Annotated in this window: 19 protein-coding genes and 8 pseudogenes; 10 read left to right on the plus strand and 17 right to left on the minus strand. The window is 61.2% G+C overall.

The features are described from left to right. Positions 1–295: 295 nt before the first annotated feature. The 4 genes from ABNX08_RS36220 to ABNX08_RS36235 all read right to left on the minus strand — a co-directional run bounded on the left by ABNX08_RS36220 (position 296) and on the right by ABNX08_RS36235 (position 4,876). Positions 296–1,330, minus strand: a complete 1,035-nt coding sequence (locus ABNX08_RS36220; protein WP_349605308.1) for an aminoglycoside phosphotransferase family protein — start codon at positions 1,328–1,330, stop codon at positions 296–298. Between the two features lie 141 nt (positions 1,331–1,471). Beyond that, the gene (locus tag ABNX08_RS36225) at positions 1,472–2,446 is read right to left on the minus strand and encodes a C-terminal binding protein (protein ID WP_349605306.1); all 975 of its coding nucleotides are present in this window, start codon (positions 2,444–2,446) and stop codon (positions 1,472–1,474) included. A gap of 38 nt (positions 2,447–2,484) precedes the next feature. Further along, entirely contained in the window at positions 2,485–3,507 is a 1,023-nt protein-coding gene (locus tag ABNX08_RS36230; protein ID WP_349605304.1) for a fumarylacetoacetate hydrolase family protein, read from the minus strand. Positions 3,508–3,586: 79 nt separating this feature from the next. After that, positions 3,587–4,876 (minus strand): MFS transporter, encoded by a 1,290-nt coding sequence (locus ABNX08_RS36235; protein WP_349605303.1) that lies wholly within the window; start codon positions 4,874–4,876, stop codon positions 3,587–3,589. 202 nt (positions 4,877–5,078) lie between these two features. Here ABNX08_RS36235 and ABNX08_RS36240 point away from each other — a divergent pair. Beyond that, positions 5,079–5,345 (plus strand): annotated as a pseudogene (locus ABNX08_RS36240) (electron transfer flavoprotein subunit alpha/FixB family protein); the annotation flags it as partial. A 26-nt stretch (positions 5,346–5,371) separates the two neighbouring features. After that, positions 5,372–5,500, plus strand: a complete 129-nt coding sequence (locus tag ABNX08_RS36245) for a hypothetical protein (RefSeq protein ID WP_374063792.1) — start codon at positions 5,372–5,374, stop codon at positions 5,498–5,500. Between the two features lie 307 nt (positions 5,501–5,807). On the opposite strand, the gene ABNX08_RS36250 is transcribed toward ABNX08_RS36245, so the two are convergent. Further along, positions 5,808–6,866 (minus strand): LacI family DNA-binding transcriptional regulator, encoded by a 1,059-nt coding sequence (locus ABNX08_RS36250; RefSeq protein ID WP_349605301.1) that lies wholly within the window; start codon positions 6,864–6,866, stop codon positions 5,808–5,810. A gap of 504 nt (positions 6,867–7,370) precedes the next feature. Here ABNX08_RS36250 and ABNX08_RS36255 point away from each other — a divergent pair. Together ABNX08_RS36255 and ABNX08_RS36260 are read left to right on the plus strand one after the other, a co-directional pair. Continuing rightward, entirely contained in the window at positions 7,371–8,459 is a 1,089-nt protein-coding gene (locus ABNX08_RS36255) for a porin (protein ID WP_349605300.1), read from the plus strand. 257 nt (positions 8,460–8,716) lie between these two features. Further along, positions 8,717–9,559: a transporter substrate-binding domain-containing protein gene (locus ABNX08_RS36260; RefSeq protein ID WP_349605299.1), complete on the plus strand. Its 843-nt coding sequence runs from the start codon at positions 8,717–8,719 to the stop codon at positions 9,557–9,559. 86 nt (positions 9,560–9,645) lie between these two features. Here the strand turns inward: ABNX08_RS36260 and ppc are convergent, their stop codons facing one another. The 6 genes and pseudogenes from ppc to ABNX08_RS36290 form a co-directional block, all read right to left on the minus strand. Continuing rightward, positions 9,646–12,507: a phosphoenolpyruvate carboxylase gene (ppc, locus tag ABNX08_RS36265; protein ID WP_374063793.1), complete on the minus strand. Its 2,862-nt coding sequence runs from the start codon at positions 12,505–12,507 to the stop codon at positions 9,646–9,648. Between the two features lie 1,241 nt (positions 12,508–13,748). Beyond that, positions 13,749–14,066 (minus strand): NIPSNAP family protein, encoded by a 318-nt coding sequence (locus ABNX08_RS36270; protein WP_349608082.1) that lies wholly within the window; start codon positions 14,064–14,066, stop codon positions 13,749–13,751. A 33-nt stretch (positions 14,067–14,099) separates the two neighbouring features. After that, positions 14,100–15,074, minus strand: coding sequence for a tripartite tricarboxylate transporter substrate binding protein (locus ABNX08_RS36275; protein ID WP_349608084.1), 975 nt, complete (start codon positions 15,072–15,074; stop codon positions 14,100–14,102). A gap of 240 nt (positions 15,075–15,314) precedes the next feature. Further along, positions 15,315–16,214: a helix-turn-helix domain-containing protein gene (locus ABNX08_RS36280; protein WP_349608086.1), complete on the minus strand. Its 900-nt coding sequence runs from the start codon at positions 16,212–16,214 to the stop codon at positions 15,315–15,317. Between the two features lie 844 nt (positions 16,215–17,058). Further along, positions 17,059–18,366, minus strand: coding sequence for a group II intron reverse transcriptase/maturase (ltrA, locus tag ABNX08_RS36285; protein WP_374063775.1), 1,308 nt, complete (start codon positions 18,364–18,366; stop codon positions 17,059–17,061). A gap of 519 nt (positions 18,367–18,885) precedes the next feature. Further along, positions 18,886–19,657 (minus strand): annotated as a pseudogene (locus ABNX08_RS36290) (transposase DNA-binding-containing protein); the annotation flags it as partial. Positions 19,658–20,310: 653 nt separating this feature from the next. Between ABNX08_RS36290 and ABNX08_RS36295 the strand changes: the two are divergent. Next, positions 20,311–20,446: pseudogene (locus ABNX08_RS36295) on the plus strand (transposase); the annotation flags it as partial. A 31-nt stretch (positions 20,447–20,477) separates the two neighbouring features. Here the strand turns inward: ABNX08_RS36295 and ABNX08_RS36300 are convergent. The 3 pseudogenes from ABNX08_RS36300 to ABNX08_RS36310 all read right to left on the minus strand — a co-directional run. Next, positions 20,478–20,879 (minus strand): annotated as a pseudogene (locus tag ABNX08_RS36300) (transposase); the annotation flags it as partial. Beyond that, positions 20,879–21,294, minus strand: a pseudogene (locus ABNX08_RS36305) (transposase); the annotation flags it as partial. The pseudogenes ABNX08_RS36300 and ABNX08_RS36305, both read right to left, overlap by 1 nt. Before the next feature lie 618 nt (positions 21,295–21,912). After that, positions 21,913–22,066 (minus strand): annotated as a pseudogene (locus ABNX08_RS36310) (IS256 family transposase); the annotation flags it as partial. A 363-nt stretch (positions 22,067–22,429) separates the two neighbouring features. Here ABNX08_RS36310 and ABNX08_RS36315 point away from each other — a divergent pair. Next, positions 22,430–22,666 carry a hypothetical protein gene (locus tag ABNX08_RS36315; RefSeq protein WP_349604911.1) on the plus strand — a complete coding sequence of 79 codons (237 nt, stop codon included), beginning with the start codon at positions 22,430–22,432 and terminating at the stop codon, positions 22,664–22,666. Between the two features lie 73 nt (positions 22,667–22,739). Further along, positions 22,740–23,054 (plus strand): hypothetical protein, encoded by a 315-nt coding sequence (locus ABNX08_RS36320; RefSeq protein WP_349604910.1) that lies wholly within the window; start codon positions 22,740–22,742, stop codon positions 23,052–23,054. Between the two features lie 4 nt (positions 23,055–23,058). Here ABNX08_RS36320 and ABNX08_RS36325 read toward each other — a convergent pair. Continuing rightward, a pseudogene (locus ABNX08_RS36325) lies at positions 23,059–23,381 on the minus strand (DNA cytosine methyltransferase); the annotation flags it as partial. A 90-nt stretch (positions 23,382–23,471) separates the two neighbouring features. Between ABNX08_RS36325 and ABNX08_RS36330 the strand changes: the two are divergent. Continuing rightward, positions 23,472–24,332: a transglutaminase family protein gene (locus tag ABNX08_RS36330; protein ID WP_349604915.1), complete on the plus strand. Its 861-nt coding sequence runs from the start codon at positions 23,472–23,474 to the stop codon at positions 24,330–24,332. A gap of 46 nt (positions 24,333–24,378) precedes the next feature. Here ABNX08_RS36330 and ABNX08_RS36335 read toward each other — a convergent pair. After that, positions 24,379–24,693: pseudogene (locus ABNX08_RS36335) on the minus strand (hypothetical protein). 209 nt (positions 24,694–24,902) lie between these two features. Further along, positions 24,903–25,307, minus strand: a complete 405-nt coding sequence (locus tag ABNX08_RS36340; protein ID WP_349604909.1) for a nitroreductase family protein — start codon at positions 25,305–25,307, stop codon at positions 24,903–24,905. An 88-nt stretch (positions 25,308–25,395) separates the two neighbouring features. Between ABNX08_RS36340 and ABNX08_RS36345 the strand changes: the two genes are divergently transcribed. Continuing rightward, positions 25,396–26,448, plus strand: coding sequence for an IS630 family transposase (locus tag ABNX08_RS36345; RefSeq protein ID WP_349604907.1), 1,053 nt, complete (start codon positions 25,396–25,398; stop codon positions 26,446–26,448). Between the two features lie 16 nt (positions 26,449–26,464). Continuing rightward, the gene (locus tag ABNX08_RS36350) at positions 26,465–26,911 is read left to right on the plus strand and encodes a hypothetical protein (protein WP_349604905.1); all 447 of its coding nucleotides are present in this window, start codon (positions 26,465–26,467) and stop codon (positions 26,909–26,911) included. The last annotated feature ends 44 nt before the right edge of the window (positions 26,912–26,955 follow it).

Consider the following 26,955-nt stretch of genomic DNA (forward strand, 5'->3'; position numbering starts at 1 on the left):
GGAGTCTGAGCAGATGGTCGACGCTCGCCAGGTCTACGATGCGGTGGTCTACATTGCTGACCTCCTCTTTCCGCCAACGCCCTGAGTGTGACGTTGATAGCAAGCAAGATGCCTTTCCTCGGCCGCGGCTGAGGCGGGCCGCTACCGCATGCGGTGATGATCTTATGAACGCGTTTTTTTCCCTCGCGCCAGGTTTTCACGCGTCAGACTAACTGGAGGGGCTGCCTCCTGCGCGAACGCAGGAGGCGAGGGCGGAGCGGCAGATCCCGCTCCTGGGCGCTAGCCCGCCGATTCATCAGCCGCGTGCCAGCGCAACGCGCCAACCGTCGGCGACTTCCATCAACCTGGATACCGGCTGGCGCAAGAAGCCAAAGGCCACCGAGCGTACCAGTTCCTTGTGCTTTTCCTGGATAAGGTATTCGACGGGTGATTTGCCGTCGACACGCGCCAACAGCAGCGCGGGCAGCAGGCTGGCCGCGCGTGCTTCCAGCCTGTCGGCTGGCTCCCAGCTGACTTGTTGAAGATACTGCCTGGCCAATGTTTCGAAGCACTTGACTAATGCATCACGTCCATCCGATTGCACCACGCACTTCAGCAGCAGGTGATTGAGACAGAAGGCGAGATCGAACGCGGGATCCCCGTACCATGCGCATTCGGCGTCGAGAAACACAGGGCCTTTGGGGCCGACCAGGATGTTCTTCGGACTGACATCGCCATGAACCAGGGCAAGGCGCGTGTCGCGAGTGCGTTGGGCAATCTCCACCAGTACATCTGCGACGTGGGGGTTTCGTGCTGCTGTTGCAAGAAGGTAGGGTTCGAGCCGAAGCGCATGAAAGTTCTCTGCCGAATCGAACTTTGCCGCGAGATCCGGTTTCGCCGCGCTGGCGGCGTGCAGCTTGCCGAGGACACGACCGACATCATCTGCTACGGACGATTCGATATGGCCTGCCATCAGCTGTGCCTTCCAGACGGGGTACATTTCAAGCGGAAGGAACGACATCGCGAAGAGTCCTGCCTTGGCGTCGCGAGCGATGGGCCGCGGAACATTGTCGGGGACGTGCTCCGAGGCAAACTGCAACCATGCCCACTCATAGGCATTGCGTGTCAAGGGGGCCTCCCAGTCTGCAGCCACCTTGAGTTTGCCCAGTGCACGCTTGACGGCAAGAGTACGGCCGGGCAGCTCGACTTTCCAGATATCGGATGACACACCTCCGGTCAGGCGGCTGAAGGACGCTTCCTCATTGGCGGACATGAGGCCCTGAGAAGCCAGAAAGGACATTAGGAGCGTCTGCTCGACGTCAAAGGATGGAAATGTTTCGGAGATCGTCATGTCGCCTTAGCGGTTGAAGTCAGTGGCATTGCAGCGGACGGCGCCTTGCGAGGCATCGCGCGCATTGGGCCGGCAGGGCAAGCAGCAATGCTGAGATGGCCCCGCGTAGTAAGTGAAACGAACCGGTTTTGTCGAAATTCATCACCGGTGCGCGTGCTGCCGGGGATCGTTGCGTGGCTGCTCTGGCGCGGACCCTTGCAGCACGCGGACCACTTCCTCGGCTGCACGTCGCCGCAGTTCCGTCAGCGATGCGTCTGATGAGAACGCAACGTGCGGGGTCAGCATCGCGCCTGCGCAAGACAAGAGCGCCTGCGGCACCGCCGGCTCAGTCTCGAGCACATCCAGCGCGGCGCCAGAGAGCTGCCCCGTCTGGAGCGCTTCGACCACAGCGTCAGTATCTACGATAGCTCCGCGGCTGACGTTGATGAGCAGGCTATCCTGCTTCATCAGCGCAAGGCTCGACCGATTGATCAGGTGATAGGTCGACTCGGTCAACGGCACATGGACGATCACGATGTCGCTTTCCGCCATCAGATCTTCAAAGCCAACAAACTGGACGTGTCCGGCGTCGGCTGGGGGATACAGCGTATGGGCAAGGACGCGGCAGCCAAAGGCATTCAGCTTCATCGCCGTGGCGTGGCCGATGCGGCCGTAACCAATGATCCCGCATGTCATGTTCGCGAGCCGTTTGAGGTTTGCGCTCGCCGGGTTCCAGCGCCCGGATCGGACCTCGCGGTCAAAACCGATGAGCCCACGCGTCCATGCCAGCGCAAAGGCGACGGCATGGTCCGAGACTTCGGCGACGCAGTAGTCCGGTACGTTGGTGACCCAGACGCCGTGCTCTGTTGCTGCAGCAACCGCGATGTTGTCGAGTCCCACCCCGAGCCGCGCTACGACCTTGAGTCTTGAGCTTGCGTGAATCGCCGCGGCCGACACCGGCGCCCAGCAGGTCATGATCGCATCCGGTTGATGCTGCTCGACGAGTGCATCGATGGCGGCTTCCGGCGCGGGGGATGCCGGTCCGGTGACCAGCCTGAAGCCGGCAGATTCAATGACGCGACGCTCGACCGAGTCGTCCGGCCAGGCATAGTCCGTCAGCAATACGATAGCAGACATGATTTTCCCTTCGCTCCCTTGGTGGCAAACAGGTGGCCTCAATCGGGCCGTGTACACAAAACGCGTTGAGCGCCCAGACCGTCTACACCTGCCTGGACGACGTCCCCGGCGCGCAGATACCGACCGTGGTGACTGCCGATTCCCGCCGGTGTCCCGGTGCAGATGAGGTCACCTGGTTGCAGCGGAGCCTGCGTCGACAGGTAGGCGATCTGCTCGGCAATGCTGAAAACCATGTCGTTGGCCATGCCGTCCTGCATCAAGTCACCGTTGAGGCGCAGCCACGGGCGCAGTGCCGATGGATCTTCAATCTCCCACACTGGCACCAGCCACGGTCCGGTCGGCAACCAGCCCTTGCGGGACTTGGACTGCAACCAGTCAGCGCCAAGCATCGGCAGGTCCAGGCGAAAGACGCTGTCACGCAGCGTAATATCATTCACCACGCAGTAGCCTGCGACATAGTCGAACGCGCTTGCTACATCGATATGCTGCGCATGACGACCGATAACGATCCCGATCTCTACTTCCCAGTCAAGCGTGGCCATATCAGCCTTGACCGGCAGCTCATCGTACGGGCCGGATACGCAAGCCGCTCCTTTCAGGCAGATATAGGGTTTACCATCGCTGCGCCGGATTTCAATGGATTGGAGCACCGCATCGCGTCGGGCATGTGCTTGCGGCCCTTGCGGCCCATCTGCCGCATCCAGGGCAGATTCCACAAGCTGGCTGCGATAGTTCGCGATCGTGCAATAGACCTGGCGAGGGGCAACCGGCTGATTCAGTCTGAGGGTGGCGATATCCGCGCCATGTTCGATGATGGCTTCCTGTGCCGCCCGGGCGCTGGTCAGCGTTCGGAGGATCTCCGAGTTTGTGACCCAGTCGTCGAGAAAGGCCATCATTGAACCGGTTCCGCGCAGACCGGTGGACTGCCAGTAGGTCAGCGCCAGTGCCCGGTTCTCGAACAACAAGGCAGGGAACGGGGTGCAGGCAGCAGCGGAGATATTTACCAGTACAGGGTGCATGACGGTCTTGACAAAATGTGGTGGTCGACGGATCTCGCTCACTGATAGTTTGGACCACCACTGCCTTCGGGGTTGGTCCAGACAATGTGCATCGGATCCAACTCAGCTGGACAAGGAAGTTTCAGGGAAGAGAGCGTTCCTGATTGGGGGTGATGCTGACGAGGACGTCTTCGGTTGCATGGCTGGCGGCGACACCTGATGCGCGGCGGCGTGGGGCGGTCTCGACGAGAAGTACAGCGATCGCGGCGCCAGCGATGAGGCTGTAAAGGGCGAAATCGAGGGTACGGGCGAGACCGAAATGCTGCGCCACGAATCCGGCAATGACTGGCGCGACGCCGCCGCCGAAGATTTCGCCCACGCCTGAAACGAGTCCGATGGTGGAAGCGACGAGGCCGGGAGGCGCAGCTTCGGTTGCCACCGGGCCGCTGAGCAGGCTGAGCAAGCCGATCGCGAAGAAGGCCACGCCGAACAGGAGGGCAAACAGCAGTTTGGGATTGGATCCGGTGCACGAGAAGAAGTACAGCAGCACGGCAGCGGCGGCGAAGGCGATCAGGGCCGTGGGCCGGCGGCCGATGTAGTCGGAGATACCCGCCAGGCAAAACGAGCCGAAGAAGCCGCCAAAGCCGACGGCCGAGGCGACAAATCCCATGCTCTGCGTATCGAGGTGCAGTACGGTAACCAGATAGGTGGGTACCATCGCCCCGATGACGAAAATGCCGCTCATGGCGCACAGGATAGCGGCGGTTGCGACAATGACATTGCGGCGGACCAGTAGTTCGGTCCAGCGCGGCTTGCCTGCGTGGTCTGCGGCCGCTGCGGGCGCGGCGGCGCTGCGGTCATGAATGCAGCGCCAGATGAGGGCGGCGATGATCAGGCCCGGTACCGCGGAGATGGTGAATACCCAGTGCCAGGAGGGCACGACCTGCAACAGCTGCGTGGCCACGATGGGGGCGAGGCCGAGGCCCATCAGCGGCATCATGCTCAGTTGGAGTCCCAGGTTCAGTCCGCGCCGGGCTGGCAGCGAAGCTTCGCTGTTGGCGGCGAGGCTCGCGGGGGTAAAGGTACCCTCGGCCACCCCCATCGCGGCGCGCAGCAGTATCAGGCTCATGAAGCCGGAGGCAAAGCCGGACAGGCAAGAAAGCAATGAGAAGGCAACCATCGTGACCACGAGGATCTTCCGTCTGCCGATCCGGTCCGAGAGCGGGCCCATGGCAATAGACCACAGTCCCCAAGCGACGCCGAGTACTCCGATCATGCTGCCCAGCTGCGAAAAATTCAGGCCCAGTTCGCGCATCATGTGCGGAAAAAGCGGTGCCATCAGCCAACGGTCAAACCCTACCAGCCCGAAGCTGAGGCCCAGCAGTACGAGCGTCCTGCGCTCATAGCCGGCATCGTGGTGGAAAGCAGTCATGAGTGTCTCCTCTCATTGCGGTTATGTAGTCTTAAATGCAGCCGTGCCCCGCCGCGCATGGGTGTGGTACTTTCTACTCATGTGCGAACGTTAGCATTCGCGATAGTGTAGGTGCTGTGTCCCGCGGCAGTCAACCTCCAATGGTGGTTCCGGAAGGTGCTGTACTGCAATATTTTGATGCTATCGTTAGCGCAATGGAGGGGCGGCCACGCTTAATGCGGTGGCTGCGGCGCAGAAGCTTGGTGGCGACGTTCCGGTATTGATCGCTGGTCACGACGTGAAGGGTGCGGTCGAAGTGGCTGCGAAAGTTGGCGGCGTGGCAAAGGTGCTGGCGGAGAACGTCGAAGCAATGGTGCTGCGTATCGCGAAGGACTATTCGCACATCCTCGCTGCGGCAACTGCCCGCGGCAGGAACATGGCGCCGCGCATCGCGGCGAAGCTGGACGTTGCCCAGAGCAGCGACATTACCCGCGGGCCATACAGCATCTGGCCGGCATGAAAGACTCGAAGGTCATCGTCGCGATCAACAAGGACACGGATGCGTTGATTTTCAGCGGCGCGGTTTACGGGCTGGTGGCTGACCGGTTCAGTGCGGTGCCCGAGCTGCTAGATCAGTTGCCCTAAAGTGGCATGAAAGCCTCGGGCGCACTTGGTAATGCAGTTCAGTTAACCATCGTCGTTCCCGCGAAGGCGGGAAGCCAGTGACTTTATCCCCCTACGGGGACGTGAAAGACGCTGGATTGCACGCTACGCTCGCCCTACGGGCCGTCCTGCGGACGTCCAATGCAAACGTGCTTTGTCCCCGCCTGCGCGGGAATGCCGGTGGGGCTTGATACCTTGACTGAACGGCATTTGGGCGCGTGGGCCTTTCAGGGGTGGCGCGCCATCGTGTTCGATGCTTGCGCTGAGACCGACGCTCCCCTCGGCTGTTTCAACCAGCATCAACCGTGCGGCGGCGCGGCGACGCGACCCGCCGGCCTGACGCGGGGGCGAGTTGCCTCGTGCTGCCACGAACGATGAGTGTTGCGGGAGAAATGGAAGTGTAGGGCGCGGACGTGATTGCGTTGTCCTTGATTTGATGCACGAACCAGAGACCACACGCCGTTGCCAGGTCATAGACGGGAAGCCCGACCGTAGTCAATCCTGGGCCCCACCAGCGGAAGCCGATCTCGTCGCCGAATCCGACGACGGAAAGGTCGTCGGGCACCCGGATCCCTTGCGTCATCAGCTCCTCGAGTACGCCTTGCGTGGTTTGCACCGAGCCAGCAACAATGGCTGTTGGCGGGGTCGGCAGCGACAGCAGACGACGCGTGGCCTCCCGGCCAATGTCGATCGAACCGGGCGCAACGAGTTGCACCAAGGCAGGATTGACATTCTCACGGCGTGGCAGCGCCTGATGGAACCCCTTCAGGCGCGCTGAGCCTGTCGGCAGTTCATCCGTGGCACCGATGTATCCGATGCGATGGTGACCGAGCTGGACGAGATGGCTGGTTGCTTCAAATATTGCCTGTGTGTCGTCAATCCCGAACCACTGTTCGCCGAGCGACGCATGCCGGCGCAGCAACTGGATGTGCGGCAACATTTTCAGCAGCTTGACGGAATCGGGATGGGGTCTCGCTGTCGGCACAATAATGATGCCTGCAACGTTTGCACTCGTGAGTTCACGGATGTGATGCAACTCGACCAGGCGGTCGTCATCGGTTTCGGAGAGCGTAAGCTGAAAGCCACCGCGTTGCAGGCACTTTGACAGTGCGTGGGCAACCGTCGAATAGAAACCATTGCGAATGTCCGGCAGGACAAAGCCGACAAGGTTGCTGGACACCCCTCGCATCATCCGCGCGGCAAGGTTTGCCACGTAGCCCATCTCATTGGCGACCTCAGTCACCTTCTGCTTGGTAGCTTCACTGATTCGCGAATCATCAGCGAGTGCGCGACCTACCGTCGAGGGAGATACCTTGAGGCGAGCGGCGATGTCTTTGATTGTGACCATGAAAGTTGTGGCGCGGCAGTTTTGTATAACGATAGCACGCTCGTGGCACTGCGCAAAGCGCATGGCGCGCACAACAGGCCTGGAGAAGAGATGTCCTCGGCCAGTGTCAAGGCATCCTCAATTGCGCGTCGAGCGGCGGAAAAGGTAGACATGTAGCCCGCCACGATACCGTCAGAGGTGCCATTTCAAGGGCCTATGTGCTAACGCTAGCACAATCAATGCCGCATAGAGTGCCTGATTCCACGGGGTCATTGCGACTCAGTCTTTGACTTTCCCATTTCGTTGGGCTAACGTTAGCACAAATCTGACGCGAACTCGGCCATCTGGATGCGCAGCGCTGCATGCACCCGGAGGCCGTCCCGTGGCGATGGGACTTGCGGGGCCAGGGTAGGGATGAGGCGTGGATCTTTATTGCGTCTGAAGGGGCAAGGAGGCCGGATAAATACGAGACGTGGATTGCATGAAATTGCAAGGCAAAAAATAAACTCGAAGGAGTGAGACAAATTGAAAAATTGGAAATCTGTATTCCTGGCAGGAGCGATCTTCCCGGCGTCTGCCTTCGCCCAATCTGTCACCTTGTATGGCGTGATTGACAGCGGCATCGAATATGTGAGCAATGTGGGTACCAGCAAGGACAATCTGTTCCGCGTTCCGTCAAATACCGGCACAACCCCGTCGCGATGGGGGATGCGAGGAACCGAAGATCTTGGGGGCGGTCTCAAGAGCGTTTTTGTCCTCGAATCCGGCTTTGCGCCAGATGCCGGAAGTTCCGGCCAGGGTGGACGCCTGTTTGGCCGACAAGCGCTGGTTGGTCTATCCGGGCCTTGGGGGCAAGTCGCGTTCGGACGGCAGTACTCCATGATCTTTTGGGGCACTCTGGATACGGATACCCTGGGTGCAAACATTTACGGATCAGGCGCTCTCGACCCATACCTGTCGAATCCCAGGGTTGACAACGCCATTTCCTACAAAGGGAAATTCGGCGGATTGACAGTCGGCGGGACTTACAGCTTCGGACGTGATAGCGCGGTGGTTCCCGGTGCAACCAGCGCCAACTGCGCTGGAGAGAACCCTTCCGACACGAGGGCATGCCAGCAATGGTCCGCTCTACTTCTCTACGAACAAACATCCTGGGGAATTTCGGCGGCGTACGATGTCATGCGGGGCGGCACCGGTGCACCAAATGGACTGACCCGCAGCAGTATTGCGGATAAGCGACTGGCATTGGGTGCCTACGCTTTGTTGGGTAATGCCAAGCTCGGCACCGGGGTTATACTCCGGAATAATGGTGGCAGTTCAACGCCGAGAAGCAATCTCTGGTATACGGGGGCCGCTTACGATATTACCCCAGCCATCACGCTGTCAGGGGAAGTGTATTATCTCGACTATCGCAACAGCGATAATCACGCCTTCCTCTATACGGTGCGAGGGGCGTACAATTTTTCCAAAAGAACGTCCGTCTATGCCACTATCGGGCATATCAATAACAGTGGCCAGCTTGCCCAATCGGTAAGTGTGGGAGCCCCCGGCTCAAATCCGGCGCCTGGTGGTTCGCAGTTTGGCACGATGATTGGAATCCGGCATACCTTTTGATCACAAGCAAAGGCTCCGGCTTCTGGGGCCACCGGCCATCCGATTGAGCGAAGAGGGATGAACTCTTGTCGAAACACAGAGTGCATCCCGGAGGCTCGGGGCTCAGGCTTTGGCCGACAAGCGTGGATAGCGACTGCCCGGTATCAAGTCGCTCCCATTCCTTTGCCGCGCTTGCGGAATGCCGTGGCGCGGAAGGATTGCCCCTGGTAGAAAAGAATGGCTGCCAGATCGTTGCATTTCCCTTGGACAACACGTCAATGACGCAACATTCCGACTCGACCGACAAGTTTTCACTTTGGAGCTCGAAGGCGCTCCGGCGCTTGCGTGCGCTGCTGGTTTTGGTAGCAATACCAACCGGCGACGCCACCGCAGCCGAGGCCGCGCTCGCGCCAACAGGGACCCTGAGAGCCGCCTACATAGTCGCGAACGTAGCCCAGGCGCGACACGATCCTGTCACTGGTACCTTCACCGGTGTGGTCGCGGACATAACCCGCGAATTGGGACGCAAGACTAACGTAGCCGTGACGATCATGCCGCTTCCTACTGCTGCATCAGTGTTGGAGGCAGTTAAAAATGGCAGCGCCGATATCGGATTTGTGGCGCCGAATCCTGATCGTTCCGGTGTTCTCTTTTCGCAAACGTATGTGCTGGTACAGCAGAGCGCATTGGTCCGGGCAGATTCGCCGCTTGTCTCAGTCAAAGACCTCGACCGGCCCGGCCGGACGATTGGGGTGAACACCGATGATACGGTAGGCGTCTGGTTGCAGCAGCATTTGAACTTTGCCAAGGTGCGCGCCACATCGGACTATACAATGCAGGAGCCTTTCCACTGGCTCCGTGAGGGAATCGTTGACGCTTTCGCCGGCGGTCGCCAACGTCTCGCATCCCGTGCAGGCAATGAGCCGCAACTGCGCATGTTGCCCGACAACTTGTACGGTGTAGCGCAGAGTATTGCGGTCCCCTCGAATCGGCCGGAGCGGTTGGCGTTGATCAACACGGCCCTTGATGCAATGCGTGAGGACGGATTCCTTGCCGATTCAGTGAGGCGAAGTGGCATCGATGGCCTTGCGGTTGCACCCGCGGAGATGTCGAGGCCTTGAAAGTTGGCTCCAGCGCGGCCGGAGGACCACCCTGCGACTGTCCTCCGAGCCATGCCCCGCACTGACTGAGCTAACCGTGCGTTGCCTCAGCCACTGTTACGCAACCCCGCCGCCACCCCGTTGATGGTCAGGTGGATGCCGCGCCGTACGCGGATGTCATCGCCATCCTTGACCGAGCGGTAGCGCTTGAGCAACTCAACCTGCAAGTGGTTCAGCGGATCGAGGTAGGCAAAGCGGTTCTTGATCGAGCGCGCCAGCAGCGGATTGTCCGCCAGCCGTTCCTGGTGGCCGGTGATCAGCGCCAGCATCTCGCAGGTCAGGTGCCATTCCTTGCTGATGCGGTTGAACACGTTGCGGCGCAGCGCCGCGTCGTCGCACAGCTGCGCGTAGCGCGAGGCCACCGCCAGGTCGGTCTTGGCCAGCACCATGTCCATATTGGACAGCAGCGTCGAGAAGAAGGGCCAGGTCTTGACCATGCGGCGCAGCGTGGTGACGGCCGACTTGCGCGCCTTGTCATCGGGCGCGCTGTCCAGCAGCTCCCTGACCGCGCTGCCGAAGCCGTACCAGCCCGGCAGCAGCAGCCGGCACTGGCCCCACGAGAAGCCCCACGGGATCGCGCGCAGGTCTTCGATGCGGCGGTTCTTCTTGTCCATCAGCTTGCGCGAGGCCGGACGCGAACCCAGGTTCAGGTCGGCGATCTCGGTGATCGGCGTGGTGGCGAAGAAGTAGTCCTTGAAGCCGGGGGTCTCGTACACCAGGTCACGGTAGGCCGTGAAGGCGCGGTCCGACAGCTGCTGCATCACCGCCTCGAACATGTCGAGGTCCTTGGGCGCGTTCTGCTGCGGCAGCAGCGACGCTTCCAGCGTGGCGGCGACCACCGTCTCCAGGTTGCGCCGGCCGATCTCGGCGTTGGCGAACTTGCTGTTGATGATCTCGCCCTGTTCGGTCAGGCGGATCTGGCCGTTCACCGTGCCCGGCGGCTGCGACAGGATGGCGTCGTAGGTCGGGCCACCGCCGCGGCCGACGGTGCCGCCGCGGCCATGGAACAGGCGCAGCTTGACCTTGCGCTGCTCAAACAGCTGCACCAGTGCCAGTTCGGCCTTGTACAGCTCCCAGGTCGAGGTCAGGAAGCCGCCGTCCTTGTTCGAGTCCGAGTAGCCGAGCATCACTTCCTGCTCGACGCCATGGTGCGCGATCACCGAATCGAAGCCCGGCAGGTCCAGCAGCGACTGCATGATGCCGGCGGCATTGCGCAAGTCTTCGATGGTCTCGAACAGCGGGATCACCATCAGCTCCATGCGCGCCGGGTCGGTCTTGCTGCCCAGCGTGCCCTGCAGCATGCCGGACTCCTTCTGCAGCAGCATCACTTCGACCAGGTCCGACAGCGTCTCGGTGTGCGAGATGATGTAGTTGCGCGCGATGCGCTTGCCGTAGCGGCCACGCAGCTCGCGCGCGGCGGCGAAGATCGCCAGTTCCTTGCGGGTCTGCTCCGAGTACTCGTGCCAGGGCAGCGTCAGCAGGCGCGGCTGGCGCAGCTCCGCCAGCAGCAGTTCCAGCTTGCGCTGCTCGGGCAGCTTGGCGTAGTCGGCGGCGATGCCGGCGGCGGCGAACAGTTCGGCGATGACCGCCTCGTGCACGTCCGACACCTGGCGCATGTCGACCGAAGCCAGGTGGAAGCCGAACACGGCGATCGCGCGCGCCAGTGCGTCGATGCGGTTGCTGGCCAGCGCCTGGCCGTGGTGGGCGCGCAACGAATCGATCACCACCTGCACGTCCGCGGCAAAGGACTCGGCGCTGTCATACGGCTCGGCCGGCGCCACCGGGCGGCGCGTTGCGGCGTGGCCGGTGAGCGTCTTGCAGGTCGCGGCCAGGCGCGCGTAGATGCCGATCAGCGCGCGGCGATAGGGTTCGTCGGCGCGGTGCTCGGAGTGGTCGGGCGAGCGTTCGGCCAGCGCCAGCAGCTCGGGGTTGGCGTCGACCATCAGCGTGGACATCGACAGCTCGGCGCCCAGTGCATGCACTTCGTCCAGGTACCAGTCCAGGATCAGCTGGGCCTGCTGGCTGGCGGCATGCTCGAGCGTCTCGGCGGTGACGTTGGGATTGCCGTCGCGATCGCCGCCGATCCACGAGCCCATCTGCATGAAAGGCGCGAGCGGGGTCGGCTGGGCGCCGGGCGTGCCCTTGCGCTTGCGCATGGCCGGGAACACCGCGGCGATGTCTTCTTCCAGTTCGCTCATCAGCTGCGGGATGCCGCGCAGGAAGGTGGTGCGGTAGTACGACAGCGCGTTCTCGATCTCGTCGGCCACCGTCAGGCGCGCGTCGCGCAGCATGCGGGTCTGCCACAGCGTGGTGACCTTGGCGCGCAGCTGCGCGGTGTTGTGCTCGCGCTCGCGTGCCGTCATCGGCAGGTCGCGCTCGGCCAGCAGGCGGGCGATCTCGCGCTCGGCGTCGAGAATACTCTTGCGCTGGACTTCGGTCGGGTGCGCGGTCAACACCGGCACGATCAGCGCCTCGTCCAGGAACTTGCGCAGCTGCTTGCCGGTCACGCCGGCGGCGTCGATCGCCTCCAGCGCGTGCGGCAGGCTGCCCGCCTGCGGCGGCGAGCCGGCCAGCGCATGCACGCGGCGGCGGCGGTTGTGGTGCTGGTCCTCGGCGATATTGGCCAGGTGCGAGAAATAGCTGAACGCGCGCACCACCTGGTTGGTCTGGTCGCGCGACAGGCGCTTGAGCAGGCGGTCCAGCTCGGCGCCGGCGGCGCGGTCGTTCTCGCGGCGGAAGCGCACCGCGGTCTGGCGGATGGTCTCGACCACCTCGAAGGCGGCGTCGCCTTCCTGTTCGCGCAGGCAGTCGCCCAGCAGGCGGCCCAGGAAGCGGATGTCCTCGCGCAGCGGCAGGTCCTTGTCGGCGGTGCCAGGGGGCGGCACGGCAGTTGCTGATTTGACATTCATCTCTGGCACAGCATGGCGTGTGTCACCTGCGACGCCTGTCGGTGCGCCCTTGCCAGGGACGGCTTCGCTAGCAGGTGAGTTGACGACAGGAATCGCAACGGAGATTGCGGTCAGGGCGTCAGTTGCTCGGTTGGCGGAGGATTTTCGCTGGCTTGCGGGGCGTGCTGCTTGCTGCGTCATGGAATTCTATTTTTTTCAATCAAATTGATGTGACATTGCCGGGTGCGAGTCGCAGACCCGATTACCTCTTCAGACGCTCCACCAGCCCGATGGTGGTGCTATCAGCTGCGCGATCGCCTTCGTCTTTCAGCAGGCAGACGTCATCGACCTGCGTTTGGTCTCCGGCGGAAAGACGCTCCAGCTGCCGTCGTCATGTCGAAAGAAAAAGACAGCCACCGGGTTGTTGGTTCGAGGCAGTTCCACATGCACACAATGATTTCTGCCCAGTGTGGAATGCAACACACGGGTTATCCGTAGCGATGAAAACGAGGAGTTGCCGAACCACTTCTCAACCAGAAGCCTTAACGATCCTTGATTAATTTGCACTTTCGTCTCGTTGGAATAGGCGCGATCAAATGTCACAGATAAAGCGATGAACGCGTCAGTACCTTCACCAAAGAGATACAGGTGACAAGGGCTCACTGCTCTTCGGGATGTCAACTTGCAGCTTTCCGGCTCGCTGGAGGTACTTACTGAAGTGAACAACAGCCTGCCTTCGAGGCTCGGCCCGGCTGCTTTGCAGTGTTAAGCGTCTAACGCCTCCATGCTTTTGCTAACGTTAGCACTATAGTCGCGATTGGCGACCACTGTCAAAGGAATGCTCTCACAATCGCGGGCCCCGACGCTGACGCCCCTTGGGGGGCTAGCGTAACGCGAGGGCTCGCCGAAGCAGGGGAACCATTCACGGCGAGAGGATTATGAGCCACCCAATGCGCTAACCAGGACTTTGAAGTAGATTTAGCCGACCTATTAAACTAGGGATGCTCTGCACAAAGCCTGCTCAAATGTGCTTGGGGGTGAATGAGAAGCTGGTGAGGCCGGGCGCAGGCGCTCGCGGCACGCGCTGGACAGCATTTGAGGCTTGGCGCAAGACACGCGTCCAAGCCTCTGACGCACTCATGCCCCGGCGGTGGCGCGGATGCACGCGAGCATCGGATCGCGCTTGCCGCCCGGACCGGGATCTCTCCAACGGGGCGTGAATGGCCCGGCGCTGAACGCCCGGGCCGCGACGACAGGTCCGCCTATGGCTTGAAGAACGATACCGGCGTCATCAGCCGGTTCTCCTGGCTGATGAGGTAGCCGGCCTCGCCGCTCATTTTTAGGTAGTCGCTCCAGGCCGGGTCCTTCTGCAGCGCCTGGCGCTTGCCCTCGCGATCGGCCGCGCTGTCATAGACCCAAATGTGCATGTAGCTGTTGACATCGCCGGTCTCGGTTTGCATGTAGGCCAACGGTTTGCCAAGGTGGCGACTCTGGATCGCGTAGCCGTGCTCGGCATACAGCGCCAGGTGTTTTTTGATCGTGCCGGGGCGGCAGGTGTAGGTCCGAACATCGAACAGCATGGGGCTTCCTCGAGCGGTGGCGGGGGAGTGGAGTCAATCGACGGTGGCGCCAGACTGTTTGACAAGCACGGCCCAGCGCGCCACCTCCTGGCTCACGTACTTCTGAAATGCGGCCTGATCGTCGCCGACCGGGTCGGCGCCGAGCCCTTTCAGCCGTTCCTTCACGGTGGGGTCGGCTACGCTCTGGACGATGGCCTGCGAGAGCTTCTCGACGGCGGCCGCTGGCGTGCCGGCCGGCGCAAACAGGCCGAACCAAGAGCGCGCGGTCATGCCCGGGAACGGCGTTTCCGCGAATGCGGGCACATCGGGCAGGGCGACGTGGCGCTTGGTACCGGTGACTGCCAGCGCCTTGAGCTTGCCGCTCTGCACCTGGGCGAGGACTTCGGGCAGGTTGGCGAACATGATCTGCACTTGGCCGCCCATCACGTCATTGAGCGCCTGCGCCCCGCCCTTGTAGGCGACGTGCGTCATCTTCGTGCCGGCTAGCGTGCTGAACTGCTCGCCGGCCAAGTGGGACGCGGTGCCGGTGCCGCCCGACGCGTAGTTGACGCGGCCGGCATTGGCCTTGGCGTATGCGGCGAGCTCGCTAGCCGAATTGGCCGGCACCGAGGGATTCACCACCAGCAGCAGCGGCACCGACGCCAGGTTCGACAGGCCCACGAAATCGCGCGTGAGGCTGTAGTTGAGCTTCTGGTAAAGCGACGCGTTGATTGCGTGGCTCGACGTGGCCATCAGCAGCGTGTAGCCGTCGGGGTCTGAGCGCGCGGCCGAGACGGCGCCAATATTGCCGTTTGCGCCGGCCTTGTTTTCCACCAATATCGACTGGCCGAGCCGGGCCGACATGGCTTGCGCCGCGGTGCGCGCGATCACGTCGGTGGCGCCGCCGGCGGCGAACGGCACGATGATGCGCAAGGGATGATCCGGGTAGTCCGCCATCGCGTTGAGGGTAGTGACGGCCAATGCGGTGGCCACGGCAAGGCCCCGCAACCGGATGATTGCTTTGTACATGTCTGTCTCCTGTGCCCCTGGCTTCTTATGGGCCCGCTGACGGCGGCCTGCGCGTCTGCCGGGTTGTCGGCCCAATGGCGTCATGCCGTGCCCGCACGCGCCGCTCGTGCCCGCATACACATAAGAACGTGCGCGGGTGACGGCGACGCCGGGTTCGGCTGCACCGTGAGGAACACTTTACCCAGCCACGTGGCAGCTGCGTTAGGACGGATCAGACGATGTGTTGGACTTTTTCGCGCGTCATTCCAGCGGACGACAATGCTTCCTGCGGAAGTCGCCCGGCGTGAGGCCGGTCTGCTTCTTGAAGAAGCGTGCGAAGTAGGCCGGGTCCTCGATATTGAGACGGAACGCGATCTCGGCGATGCCTGTTTCAGTGTTGCTCAGCCAACGCTTGGCTTCGAGCACCACGCGTTCCTGTACCACCTGGCTGGCCGTGCGCGCCACGGTTCGCTTGACAGCGTCGTTGAGCTGACGCTCGCTCACGCAGAGCGCCTCGGCGTATTGGCCGATCGTGCCGAAGCGCAAGTAGTGCTTTTCCACCAGCATCGTGAAACGGCGCGTGAGTGCCTGCTGCGGTCCAACGCCGCTGTTGTGCTCGTTGTCCGGGCACAGGCGGCACAGGCGCGTGAGCAGGATCAGCAGGCAAGCCCGGAGCACGTCGGTAAAGCCAGGCTGGCGGTCGCGCGCCTCGCGCTCCATCTCGCCAAGCAGCGGCAGCATGTCGTCATGCTGGGCCTGCGTAAGATAGAGCGCATTGTTGCCGCGCGTGGGGTCGTAGAACGGGAATTTTGCGACATCTTCGGCCCGCGGAAACATCCGCGCGAAGAAGTCGGTGCTGAAATTCAGTACATAGCCGTGCGGCTTGACCGATGAGGTCCAGCCATGGACCTGCCCTGGTGAGAGGAAAAACACCGAGTGGTCGCGCACATCGAAATGCGCGAAGTCGAGCATGTGCGTGCCGCTCGCCCGGGTCATCCAGAGCAGGTGGTAGTAGCTGTGCCGGTGCAGGAAGCCGCGCGGGATGTCGTCGCGGTCCTGCAGCCGCACGAGGTCGAAATAGAATGACCCCTCGCCCGCGAAATCCGACGTCTCGAAGGTGGGAAACTCGCCAGACGGGCTGGAAGGGAGGGCTTTGGGCAAGCGCGGGTTCCTTGCGGTGTCGGGGCCTAGTTACCAGCGCCATCCTATCCAAAAATGCGCCGGCGGCCGCTGAGTCATGCCCGATCCACCGGGATGTCAACCCTGCGGCTGGTCAAGAATCTGGGCGCAGATCGAATGCCAAATGACGGCGTCCATTTGCATTACACGATCGTAGCGGAAAATAAATTTGTCACCGGGGTATCCGGCTGGAACCCTTGTCGCGCAAAGGTGGCGGAAAATGAATTAACATCTTTATCGACACTCTCGTGTACGCCACCGCTCCGGCAGAATCAGTGATGCATCATCTGATCAACCGTCGCTTGTTCAAACGACAGCAGATGCCGGTGGTACTACCTTCTCCAAGCGCGAGTCGAGCTATTAGATGGCAAGCTGGAGGAGCGATTTATCGACAAGTAGCCGCGCTTTCGATCGCCAGAGCTACAACTGATCACGTAGAGGGGCGTATCCCCTAGCTTGATTCCACGCCCAGCATTCAGGGCATTTCCTTATACAGAAGTCATGACTCTTCCCGCAGCGCTTGAATGGTGAGCGCGGCGTCCATGGTTCGCTGCATGCCGATCCAGATCGTCTTAGCGCCGGGCTCGCCATCGCCAAGGCCCGCTCCACACGATCTATGTGTGAGAGCTGTAGCGCTTCGACCTTGCAGCCGGTCTTCAGGACATGGAAAAACATCTGGCGGGTAAAGGACTGGCGCGGTGCTCGGCGACCCCGGCCCGTTTCCAGCCCCTCCCCATAAGAACTGATCGTGAGGTTTTCCCTCAAGCAGCTCACCCAGTGAGATTCATCGCAAGGGTTATGTGTCCTGTCGGTATGGCGGCCGCTTTCACGCGAACTCCTCCGCGCCAGACAGCGGGCGCGTTTTCCAGTCCCAGTACAAGCCCAGGACTCCGTAGAGGTACTCGTTACTCCACCGTCGCCACCCGACGCTCCTCTTCTTGCGTCGCTTGCGCCGCGTTAGCAGAGTTCGGACCTTCATTTCCAGATAGTCGCGTACCTCACTGAAGGCGCGACTGGCGTTGCCGACCCGAAAGTAGTTGACCCATCCCGCCACCGCAGCATTGAGTTTCGCGATCAGCTTCACGGCTGGGGTCGAGCCTCCATGCCGGATGATGTCGCGGATCCTCGCCTTGATGGCTTGGCGAGCCTTCTTCTTGGGGGTCATCCGGACGAAGTACCCGTTCCCCGCTCGTTTGCGCACGCGACGCAGGTCGAACCCCAGGAACCCAAAGGCGTCCTCCTTCAATGTATCCACCACAATGGTTTTCTCCGTGTTCAACTCGACGCCTAGCGGCACGAGTTGTTCCCGCAGACGCTGTAGGGCACGTTCAGCCCAGCCGCGTTTGGTGTGGTGGCCACTGACGGTGATGACAATGTCGTCAGCAAACCGGTGATAGTTCACTGCCTCGTAAGGGCCCTGTGCCGTCTTGCGTCGAATCTCGTCGAACATCCAGTCAATCTCATTCAAGTAGATGTTCGCGGCGAGTGGGCTGAATGGGCCACCTTGCGGTACCCCAACTTTGCCCGCTGCTTTGATAACCTGCTTGACCAAGTGCATGACCTGGGGATCCTGAATGCGCTTCGCGATCTTGCCCAACAGAGTTGAATGTTGAATTGTGTCAAAGTAGCGCGACAGATCCACATCAACCACCGTCGACATGCGCCGCAGCACACTGCGTCTGACTTCCGCCAGCGCGCGGTGTGGGGACCGCTTCGGTCGAAACCCGTAGGAGTTCGGGCAGAAGTCCGCCTCGAATACCGCTTCGAGGATCAGTTTCAGCGCCCCCTGCACCACGCGGTCGCGGATGCAAGGAACCTGGAGAACGCGGACCTTGCCGTTGCTCTTCGGGATCTCAACCCTGCGGTTCGGCTTGGGTTCATACCTGCCTGTTTTGAGGTCTGCCTGAATCTCCGCAAGGAATACAATGCGTCCCGATGCCTCGATGTCATTAAAGCTCAGACCATCGATTCCCGGTGCACCGCCGTTCCTCTTGGCGATACGGTAGGCCTCGTCTAGGGTTTCACTCTTCGCAATATGCACGAAGAGCCCCCAGAAGCGATGGGTCTTGTCAGACTTCGCCTTGCGATAGATCCGCCTTCTCAGTTCCTGCAGACTGCCGGATGCCTTTGTCATTTCATCCCTGCCTCACATTGTTGGACGGAGTACTCACCGGTCCGGGCCCTTCCCTCCGGGCGCGTTTTGCTGCACGCCCATCGTCAGTACTACGACCCGATCCGTCACCCTGGCACCTATGCCCGCATTTCCCACTCGCGGTTATAACGAGCATCTCCTCGACGGGCTTTCTCCGCCGGGTGCCGAGGGCTTCTCCAGTTTCCACGCTATCCTTCACACCATGTCGCCGCTGATACCCCGCCGGTGAGAGCTGCCGCATCGGACTCGTTTCGGACAACTCTTGCTGCTTTCGCGCGTTATAGACCGTCTCAGCCACCGGGTTTTCGTGTGACGAGGCTACATCTGCGTTCACTGCACGTTGCAACCTGGTGCGTTGCATACACTCCTTTCTGAGCATACTGTCGGAGGGCTCCGTCATCTTGCTTTCGCGCCATAACGCCTCCCAAGCTACGAGGCTTGAGTCTTTTGCCTCGGTCGGACTTACACCGACTGGATAACGTGTCCTTATCTGGACACACCCACTTCCCATCGGGCTCGGTACCAGTCGACGAGTTCGATGACAGCATCGGCGTCCTGCGCTTCTCGGTTCGTCAACAGCCGCCAAACCACTGGCTTGACGCCTGCGGGCGCTCCGATCTCCCTGGCCTCTACACAGGTGAGCGCAGGGCCATCCAGACCGGGCAGCCTCATACGTTTTGCGCGTAGCTCCTGTTTGACCTCGCGCGCCTTCTGGCCTGCACGCCCTGGCAAGATAAAGGCGATTTCCCCGAGTGCCGGGCTGGCGTCGGCGCTATCCCACAACTTGCCGCCTTCGGCAAGGTTGCGGTTGTGTTGGCTGCGGATCAGCCAGTCGGCCGGTTGGCCAAGTTCCTGGGCGCGCGCCATCAACTCGGCAATATCACCCTCGCGGTCCGTCACATACACCAGCCGTGTCTGGGGCAATAGCGCGGCTTGCTCCGCAACGCGTTCATACCCTTCAATCCAGCGGACGCTTTCCTTGATCCCGCCGCGGTGGCCATTGGCGTCCTTTGGTTCCCGAGCCCACATCCAGGCATCGATCACCCCCAGCGGTTCACGGTCAGGCGTCACCGCGTAGGTCGGATGCAAAAACATGCCCCGCTGGGCTTCGTAGCTCAGCGGCCCCAGCCCCTCCATTGCCGAGAAACCGATACGCCCCAATGGTTTGCGACCAGTCATCGCACGCACCGGGAATGCTCGCAGTAGGCAGGGCCGCAAACCGCTTGAGCAATTCCTTGGCGCGCCGATCCCGCCGCGGATCACCAAGATCCAGACTCTCGAATTCCTCGTCCACTCATGCCCCCGACTCGTCGTTGCCCATTGCTGTTCAAAATCCGAGAGTAAACGCGAGTCTGGCGAAGTTAACAACCCCTTACCTCGAAATTTCCGCGGCCGTATGCTCCATGCCCCGCTGCGGAGACGGTACTACTTCTGTATAAGGAGATGGGCTATGAGACGCCGTCATCTTCTCGTTCGCCCCAAGGATCGTCGCTATAAAGCAGGTCATAGTCGTGGGGGAAAAGGGTTAGACGCGGAGGAGGATACTGAAACACCAACTCCGGTTCAACCTGGCATCCCGAAGTTTGCGAAATACTTATCGAACGGCGGATTCACGTCCGGCCCGCGTGAATAGCGAGCGCAGATTGAGAGCGCGAACAGCTTCGTGGAAATCTAAGCAGATCACTCAGGCCATGGCGCCGAGACCACGGGCAACGGCCTGTGCGCAGACTCCAGGCTATCGAATGTGCTCTGTATGCCGGGGGAGAGCCATCGCACAACATCACAGCCGCGGTACGACCCGAGCTGCGGCTCTAAGCCAGATTTTTACTATCGAGCAGGTACGAAGCGCGGCATGATCGGCACGATATTTCCTTCATTGCTTGCAAGGTTGGCAGAGTGGCGGCAGTTGGGTACCGCTGTGGGCTCCCCAACCACCCGGTGGTGTTCTTCGACGAGCTGCGGGTCCAAGATGCGCGAGGATGGCGTCGTGCGCAGCAAGGCGGTCGATCTGGTGCTGGGCGTGCTGCCCGATGGCACGCGTGACATCCTGGGCCTCTGGGTCCGATGACTGCTGAGGCGGTGCAGGACACGACCTCTAACGGGCGGGCCTGCCAGGCGGTGACTTCCTCCATGACCGCATCCGTTACCGAGCTGATGAACGCATGCGACACCTCGGTGCCGTACTGCTCGGCCAGAAACGCCTGGATCTCGCGCACTGTCATGCCGCGGGCATACATGGCGATGATCTTGTCGTCAAAGCCAGTGAAACGCCGGTCGTGCTTGGGAATCAGGATGGGCGCGAAGCTGCCGTCGCGGTCCCGCGGGATCGCCAGGCGCAGCGGTCCCGTGTCGGTAAGCACCGTCTTGGCGCTGGAGCCGTTGCGCTGGTTGCTGGCATTTTCGGGGCGCTCAGCACCCTCCGGGTAGCCCAGGTGATGGCCCAGCTCCGCGCCCATCGCCCGCTCGATCAGGGCCTTCTTGAACGCCATGGCGGCATGCTCTCGATGGCATTCGTGGTGTAGATGATCTTGCGGATGGCTGGCGGGAACGCAAAGATCACGCGGCCCAGACGCGGTGCCAGGAGGCTGCAATCGGCGGGTAGCGCTTGCCCCAGTCGCTTTGCTCGAAGGCCAATAGCGCGGCCTGTGCGGCCTCTACCGTGGCTGCTGTGTAGACAGGCTTGAGCGCGGCCGCCACCGCACGGCGGTCCTTCCAGCTCGCGTAGTCCAAGCTGCCGCGGATCAGATGCACGCTGCATGTCTGCAGTATCGTGCTCGGGAACACCGCGTTCAGGGCCTGCTCCATGCCCTTCAAGCCGTCGGTCACCGCGATCAGGATGTCTTGGGTGCCTCGCGTTTTCAGTTCGTTGAACACCTTCATCCAGAACTTTGCCCCTTCGGTGGTCTCGATCCGCATCCACGACGCCCCACGGCGCCACTATTCGCTCTGACCACACGTCAGCGGCCGCTTTAAGAAATGCGCCGATCAGGGCCTTAAGGCCAAGGCCTCGGGCAAGTGAGGAAGCGGAGCTTTCATCGCGTGGGTGCGCCTGAAAGGGTGGGAGCTCGTTTTCTCGAGCGAGCAACCCTATTAACCGCCTCGTACCCCGCCGGCTTGCGCCGCGCGGGGCTTTCGGCTTTGCATGCTTCGGCTTAATCGCTACGCGTAATCGCCTTTCGGGTCGTCCGGCATCGTCCACTTGAAGCTCTCGTCCTTGACGAGAGCCGGTGGTCCCGGCGCCGGCGAAGTTAGTTGTGGTGCGGTCTTGGACAGCTTGTGAGAAGACTGGAACGAGTGCTTCCTCGTTGTGCCTGTCGACTCATACCTAAGCGGGATTGACATGGTGTTCCCCGGTGAGTGCGCCAAAATTCCCGGGTGCGAACCACTGCAGAGGGGGTGAAATTTGAGCATACACCTATATTGGATAGTTCGTATTCGTCAATGACGGGGGTGTCAGGATTTTTGTGTGCAAGGCTAAAGGCCTGCCTGCCGGGCAGGCTGCCCGGCAGGCAGGCCTTTGATCCTATCTCAGTGATGGGGTTGTGTGAAGCGATCCTCGTAGAGGATCGCGAACTGGTTCATGGCCGCTTTCCAGTCGTGCGTGGCGCTGCCCCACTTGCAGGTGATGTTGCGCAAGGCTAGCCACAGCAGCTTTGGTGGCCGCTTCATCGCTCGGGAAGTGTATTGCGCAGTTGCGCGTTGATGCTTTTCGGTCGTGGTAGCGTAGGGACGGCCCCATCATCGGGTAAGCTTCAAACGGCGGGTTGCTTATCCGGGCAGCTTTGCGACGGCCACCAGTGATGCGCGTACGAGCGAAATGGCATTGCCCATCCTGATCGCAGACGATCGTCTCGGTGTGTCCTGGGTGGGGTGCGTTTCGCCGCAACCAACTGGGCCAGATGTGAGCGCCGCTCGGCATCTCGCTCGGCATCTGGAAGACTCCCAGCGTCACTCAAGCGGGTCCAGTTCTTCGAGCTGTTGCCGGTACTGAGGATGGGGCGTTATTTGGTCATGCTAGGATCCTTGGCAGCGTTGGGAGATAGCCATGGACCGCGTTACCGAATATCGAGGATTCGAGATCCATATTGACCTTGTGAGCACATCCGAGGACATGTTCGATGTCTGGTTCCAGATCGAGGGCCCGATGAGGCCTCCGGGAGTTGCTGCAATCGGCAAGCGAATCAAAGTCCATGGCGGCCCGTTCTCTCGTCGCTGGGCATATCTCGTCGCCGAGGTAGCAGGCAGAGCCGCGGTGGATGTAATTCTTGGCGTGGAGGAATAGGCTCACCCCGCCATCCCCATCCGCCTCGCTTCCTTCGCGTGCTACGATCCTCTGGCACGATAGAGGGCAAGCCATGGCGAACTTCGAAACCGATGCCGAAATACTCGAGTGGATTGCTAAACACAGCGAGGACGAATTCCGGCAGCACGTAGAGCGCCACACGTTCGGCGACAGGCGTTTAGAGAACGCTCGTGCATATCTCGATAGGATCGACAGCCAGCGAGCGGAGATACGCGAGGAACGAGCGCTTCTGGCGACGGAGCAGGCAGCGGGCGCGGCGCAGGACCAAGTCGAGACTGCGCGACAAGCGCTCCGCATTTCGAAATGGGCTCTCGGTATAGCTATCGTTTCCGCATTTGTGGCCGTTGCCGGTTTGGTCGGAAAATAGGCCATTACATAACCTCCGCAGGCTGTGCCACTGACAGCGCCACCGCCACTAGGCCGTACCCACACCGGCGTGGCTGACAGCATGAACGTCTCGCCTGGCTCGGCCAGCAGCAGAGTAGTGCCCATCACCTTCGCGATCGCGCGCGCCGCGCCTGGCCGGCACAGCGTTGCCGATGCGCTCGCGCCAGGCCTGATCGCTCAGGCCGTCCAGCTCGAGATATTCCTCGGGCTCAACGAGGGACTGCAGGCAGGCCAGTTCCAGCGCTGTGAAAGGGCGGTGCCAGGTGCCGTCCAGCGCGCGGACGATGGCGATCAGCTTGTCGTTCGCAGGCACTACACTGAAATGGCAATCCACAGCAGTCTTCGCTGTCCGGATCTCTTTGCTTTTCTTCAGATCGTCGTCAACGCAAGGCTTGAGATGAACCGTCTCCGATACTCGGTGAGCCTGTCCTACGAGGTCATGGATCCCATGGCGGACTTCCTTCTGAACATTGAAGCCGCCAGGACTTCCCGGCAGGTCGTCGTTGCCGAGCGATTGACGTTCCCCCCGTCAATTCAGACCAGCCACTACACGGATCCGGTGCTGTGCAACCGCCTGCTTAGAATGCGCGCACCCAAGGGTCGCCTTGCCATTCGCTATGAGGCAGTCGTCGATATCGATCATCGCCTGGACGACAGCGCTCAGTTGTCAGAAGTGCCTGTCGCCGAACTACCGTTCGATGTCTGGCACTACCTCGCGCCTAGCCGATATTGTGAATCTGACCGCCTAATGGAATTTGCGATGCGTGAGTTCGGGGGCATGCAGCGCGGCTATGCCCGCGTCTACGCAATTCGGGAGTGGGTGCGCAATCACGTGCGTTTTCTCTCGCGCTCCACCAACGAGCGCACGTCGGCGGTCGATACCATCGTTGAACGCACCGGTGTCTGCCGCGACTTTGCTCACCTGATGATTGGGATCTGCCGCGCCCTGAGCATTCCGGCGCGCATGTCCAGCAGCCTGGACTATGGGGCAGATCCAACAATGGGAGCGCCGGATTTTCATGCGGTGGTAGAAGTGTATTTGTCCCACCGGTGGTACCTGCTCGATCCCTCTGGCGTATCGATCCCGACGGGGCTGCTTCGTATCGGCACCGGCCGGGATGCCGCGGACATACCGTTCGCGGCGATATTTGGCGCGGTGGAATCGAAGCGGCCCTTTGTCGAAATCCAGGCTGTGACTGACACAGCGGCCGGGATCGAAATGCCGGTGTTCACTGCAAAGGCTATCTCCACCTGGTAGCCGGCGCTAGTTGGCCGCTGCTACCGGCCCCGTGGTCGCTTGCGCATCAACGCTTGTTTCCCTTCTCGCTCTCCCTTTCCATGGCGGCCTTCCATTCCTCATAGGCCTCGATCGGCTCCATGGACTGATCGACGAACGCGGCGGCGCGCTCTGCGGCGGCAAGCATGTCCATGGCGGAGTCGCCTTGGTTGTCGTCCTCCGTTCCGGGTGGCAGTAGCATGTCGTCGAGCATCGCCGCCAGTTCCGATGTATCCTATGGCTCACCCAACTGAGTCTTCTTTACGTAGTGCTGGACTTCCGAGTTTTGGCCGGCGGTCAATGGCAGTCCACGGAAGGTAGGCTCTTCGTTGTGATGGATCATGATGTACCTCCGATGATGGTCTGCACTTTGAGTGCAAGCGCAAAACCGCACCACCATCGGAAGCCGGCAAGGGGCCGGGCATGCGCCGTCATGGAGCGTTGGCATGCCGCAACTGCGTCTAGCCCGTCGTTCCCGCAGGCGGCGTACATGGCCACTGAGTCAACGACTGCTTTCGGCGAGATTGACTGACCTGCTTCGTGTCGGGTGCATTACTCCTGATGCGGTGCAGATACCGACAGGCGCTGATCGACCAGGGCGCCGCCGACGGTAAAGTGATACAGGCTTTGCCAAGCGTGGTCCTTGATTCCGAGCATGGCGTGCATTTCATCATCAAAAAAGCAGCCAATCCCCGTGGCGCGCTCTCCGGTAGCTTCGGCTTCAAGATAGAGCGCTTGGCCGAGCATGCCGCATTCCCAGAAAAGATGGCGATAACGCCATGGTTGCTTTAGGGCGATCTCGAAGTTCGCGAGCATCCCCAGCGCAAAGCAGGAATCGGCGGCAATATCTTGGTGACAGCAGATCAGCTTTGCCACCGCGCGCAGATCGTAAGGCAGCAGAAAATAGAGTGGCAGATGGTCCGGTCCAGTCCTTTGCCAGAGCCATTCCGGGCGCATAGCCTGCTTGAGGCTTGTCAGCGCCCCAGGGTTCCTCACTAGTCCTTCGCGTCTTTGAAATAGCACCCCATTCATCTATGATGGATGCATGGGAAAAATGAGCTTGGACGAGCTCGAACGAGAGCAATTGTTGGCAGCCACGCGCAGCCAAACGGTGCGTGTGGCGGATGTGCGTCGGGCCAGGTTGATCCTGATGCTCGAAGACGGGGAATCGCGCGACGCGATCATGCAGCGGCTCGGTTGCGATTCGCGCTTTATCGCGCGTTGGTCGCGCCGGTTTCTGGCCGAGCGGCTGGCGGGCCTGTACGCACGCCATCCCGGCAGAGCCCCCGCGCGCGCGCCGGAGAAGCTTGAGGCGCGTGTGTTGAACACCACGCTCAAGCGCAAGCCAGCCGACGGCTCCACGCATTGGAGTAGTTACAAGCTGGCCGCAGAGTTGGGCAACGTGTCGGTCTCGACCGTGCAACGTATCTGGCGCAAACATGGTCTGCGTCCCCATCGACTGGCACAGCACATGATCTCCAACGATCCGGACTTCGAGACCAAGGCTGCCGACGTCATTGGCTTGTACCTGAACCCGCCGGCGCATGCGGTGGTGTTCTGCGTGGATGAGAAGACCGCGATCCAGGCATTGGACCGCAAAGACCGCATGTTGCCGCTGTCGCCCGGGCGTGCCGAAAGCCATGGATTCGAGTACAAGCGCAACGGCACCTTGAGCCTGTTTGCCGCGTTGAACACGGCCACCGGAGAAGTGCTAGGCAAGACTGCGGCGCGTCACACCAGCGAGCAGTTCGTGGCGTTTCTGACCGATATCGTGGCCCATCAGCCCGATGGTCAGGAAATCCACGTGATCTGTGACAACGTGAGCAGCCACAAGACGTCGCGCGTCCAGGAATTCCTGCGGGCCCATCGGCACGTGCACATGCACTTCACGCCCACATATTCGTCGTGGCTGAACCAGGTGGAGAATTGGTTCTCCCGTATCCAGCGTGACGTCATTAGTCGCGGTACCTTTACTTCCGTGAAGGACCTGGACCGGAAGCTGATGCGCTATATCCGTCAGCACAACGAGAATCCGGCACCCATCAAGTGGAAGTACAACGACCCAACTCGGCGAATTCGCCCGGTGCCATTTAATTGACGCAGTGTACTAGCGCATGCAGAGAACCACGCGCGGGAGCGTTGCGGCCGAAGAAAAGTTTCTTCCGGGCCGCATGACGCTTGACCTATCGCTGACTTTCCAACCCGGAGAAGCGCCTGACTTCGATCTGCTGATCGACAGGGCAAAGTCCCGCGGCTACCGCGTGCTGCACGACAGCCTGACCATCACGTTTGCCGACAACCAGGCCGTGTGGCGAGTCAGCCTGGTCGCGCCGGAAAAGTCGCGCGCGCTATCGCCGGCAGCACTGGCGGCCGAAATCGCTGCAACCCAGGGTGTCTCCCGGTTCAGCATCGTACCGTGCGCAGTTGAGCCGGGTAAGCGAATACACCGAAATTTTGCAGAGATAAGACGTGCCCTCGCCGGAGTTGTCAAGGGCTTGAATACGCGATCAAGGGCGTGGGCCGTGGCCCCGGGACCCGCGCTGCGCGAGCGGCTTCTGTAGGGTAGCCAGCACTTCATCGAACCAGGGTCCGGTTTTGAACTGTT

This window comes from Cupriavidus sp. DF5525 (assembly GCF_040149425.2).
GTDB classification, from domain to species: Bacteria; Pseudomonadota; Gammaproteobacteria; order Burkholderiales; family Burkholderiaceae; genus Cupriavidus; species Cupriavidus pickettii_A.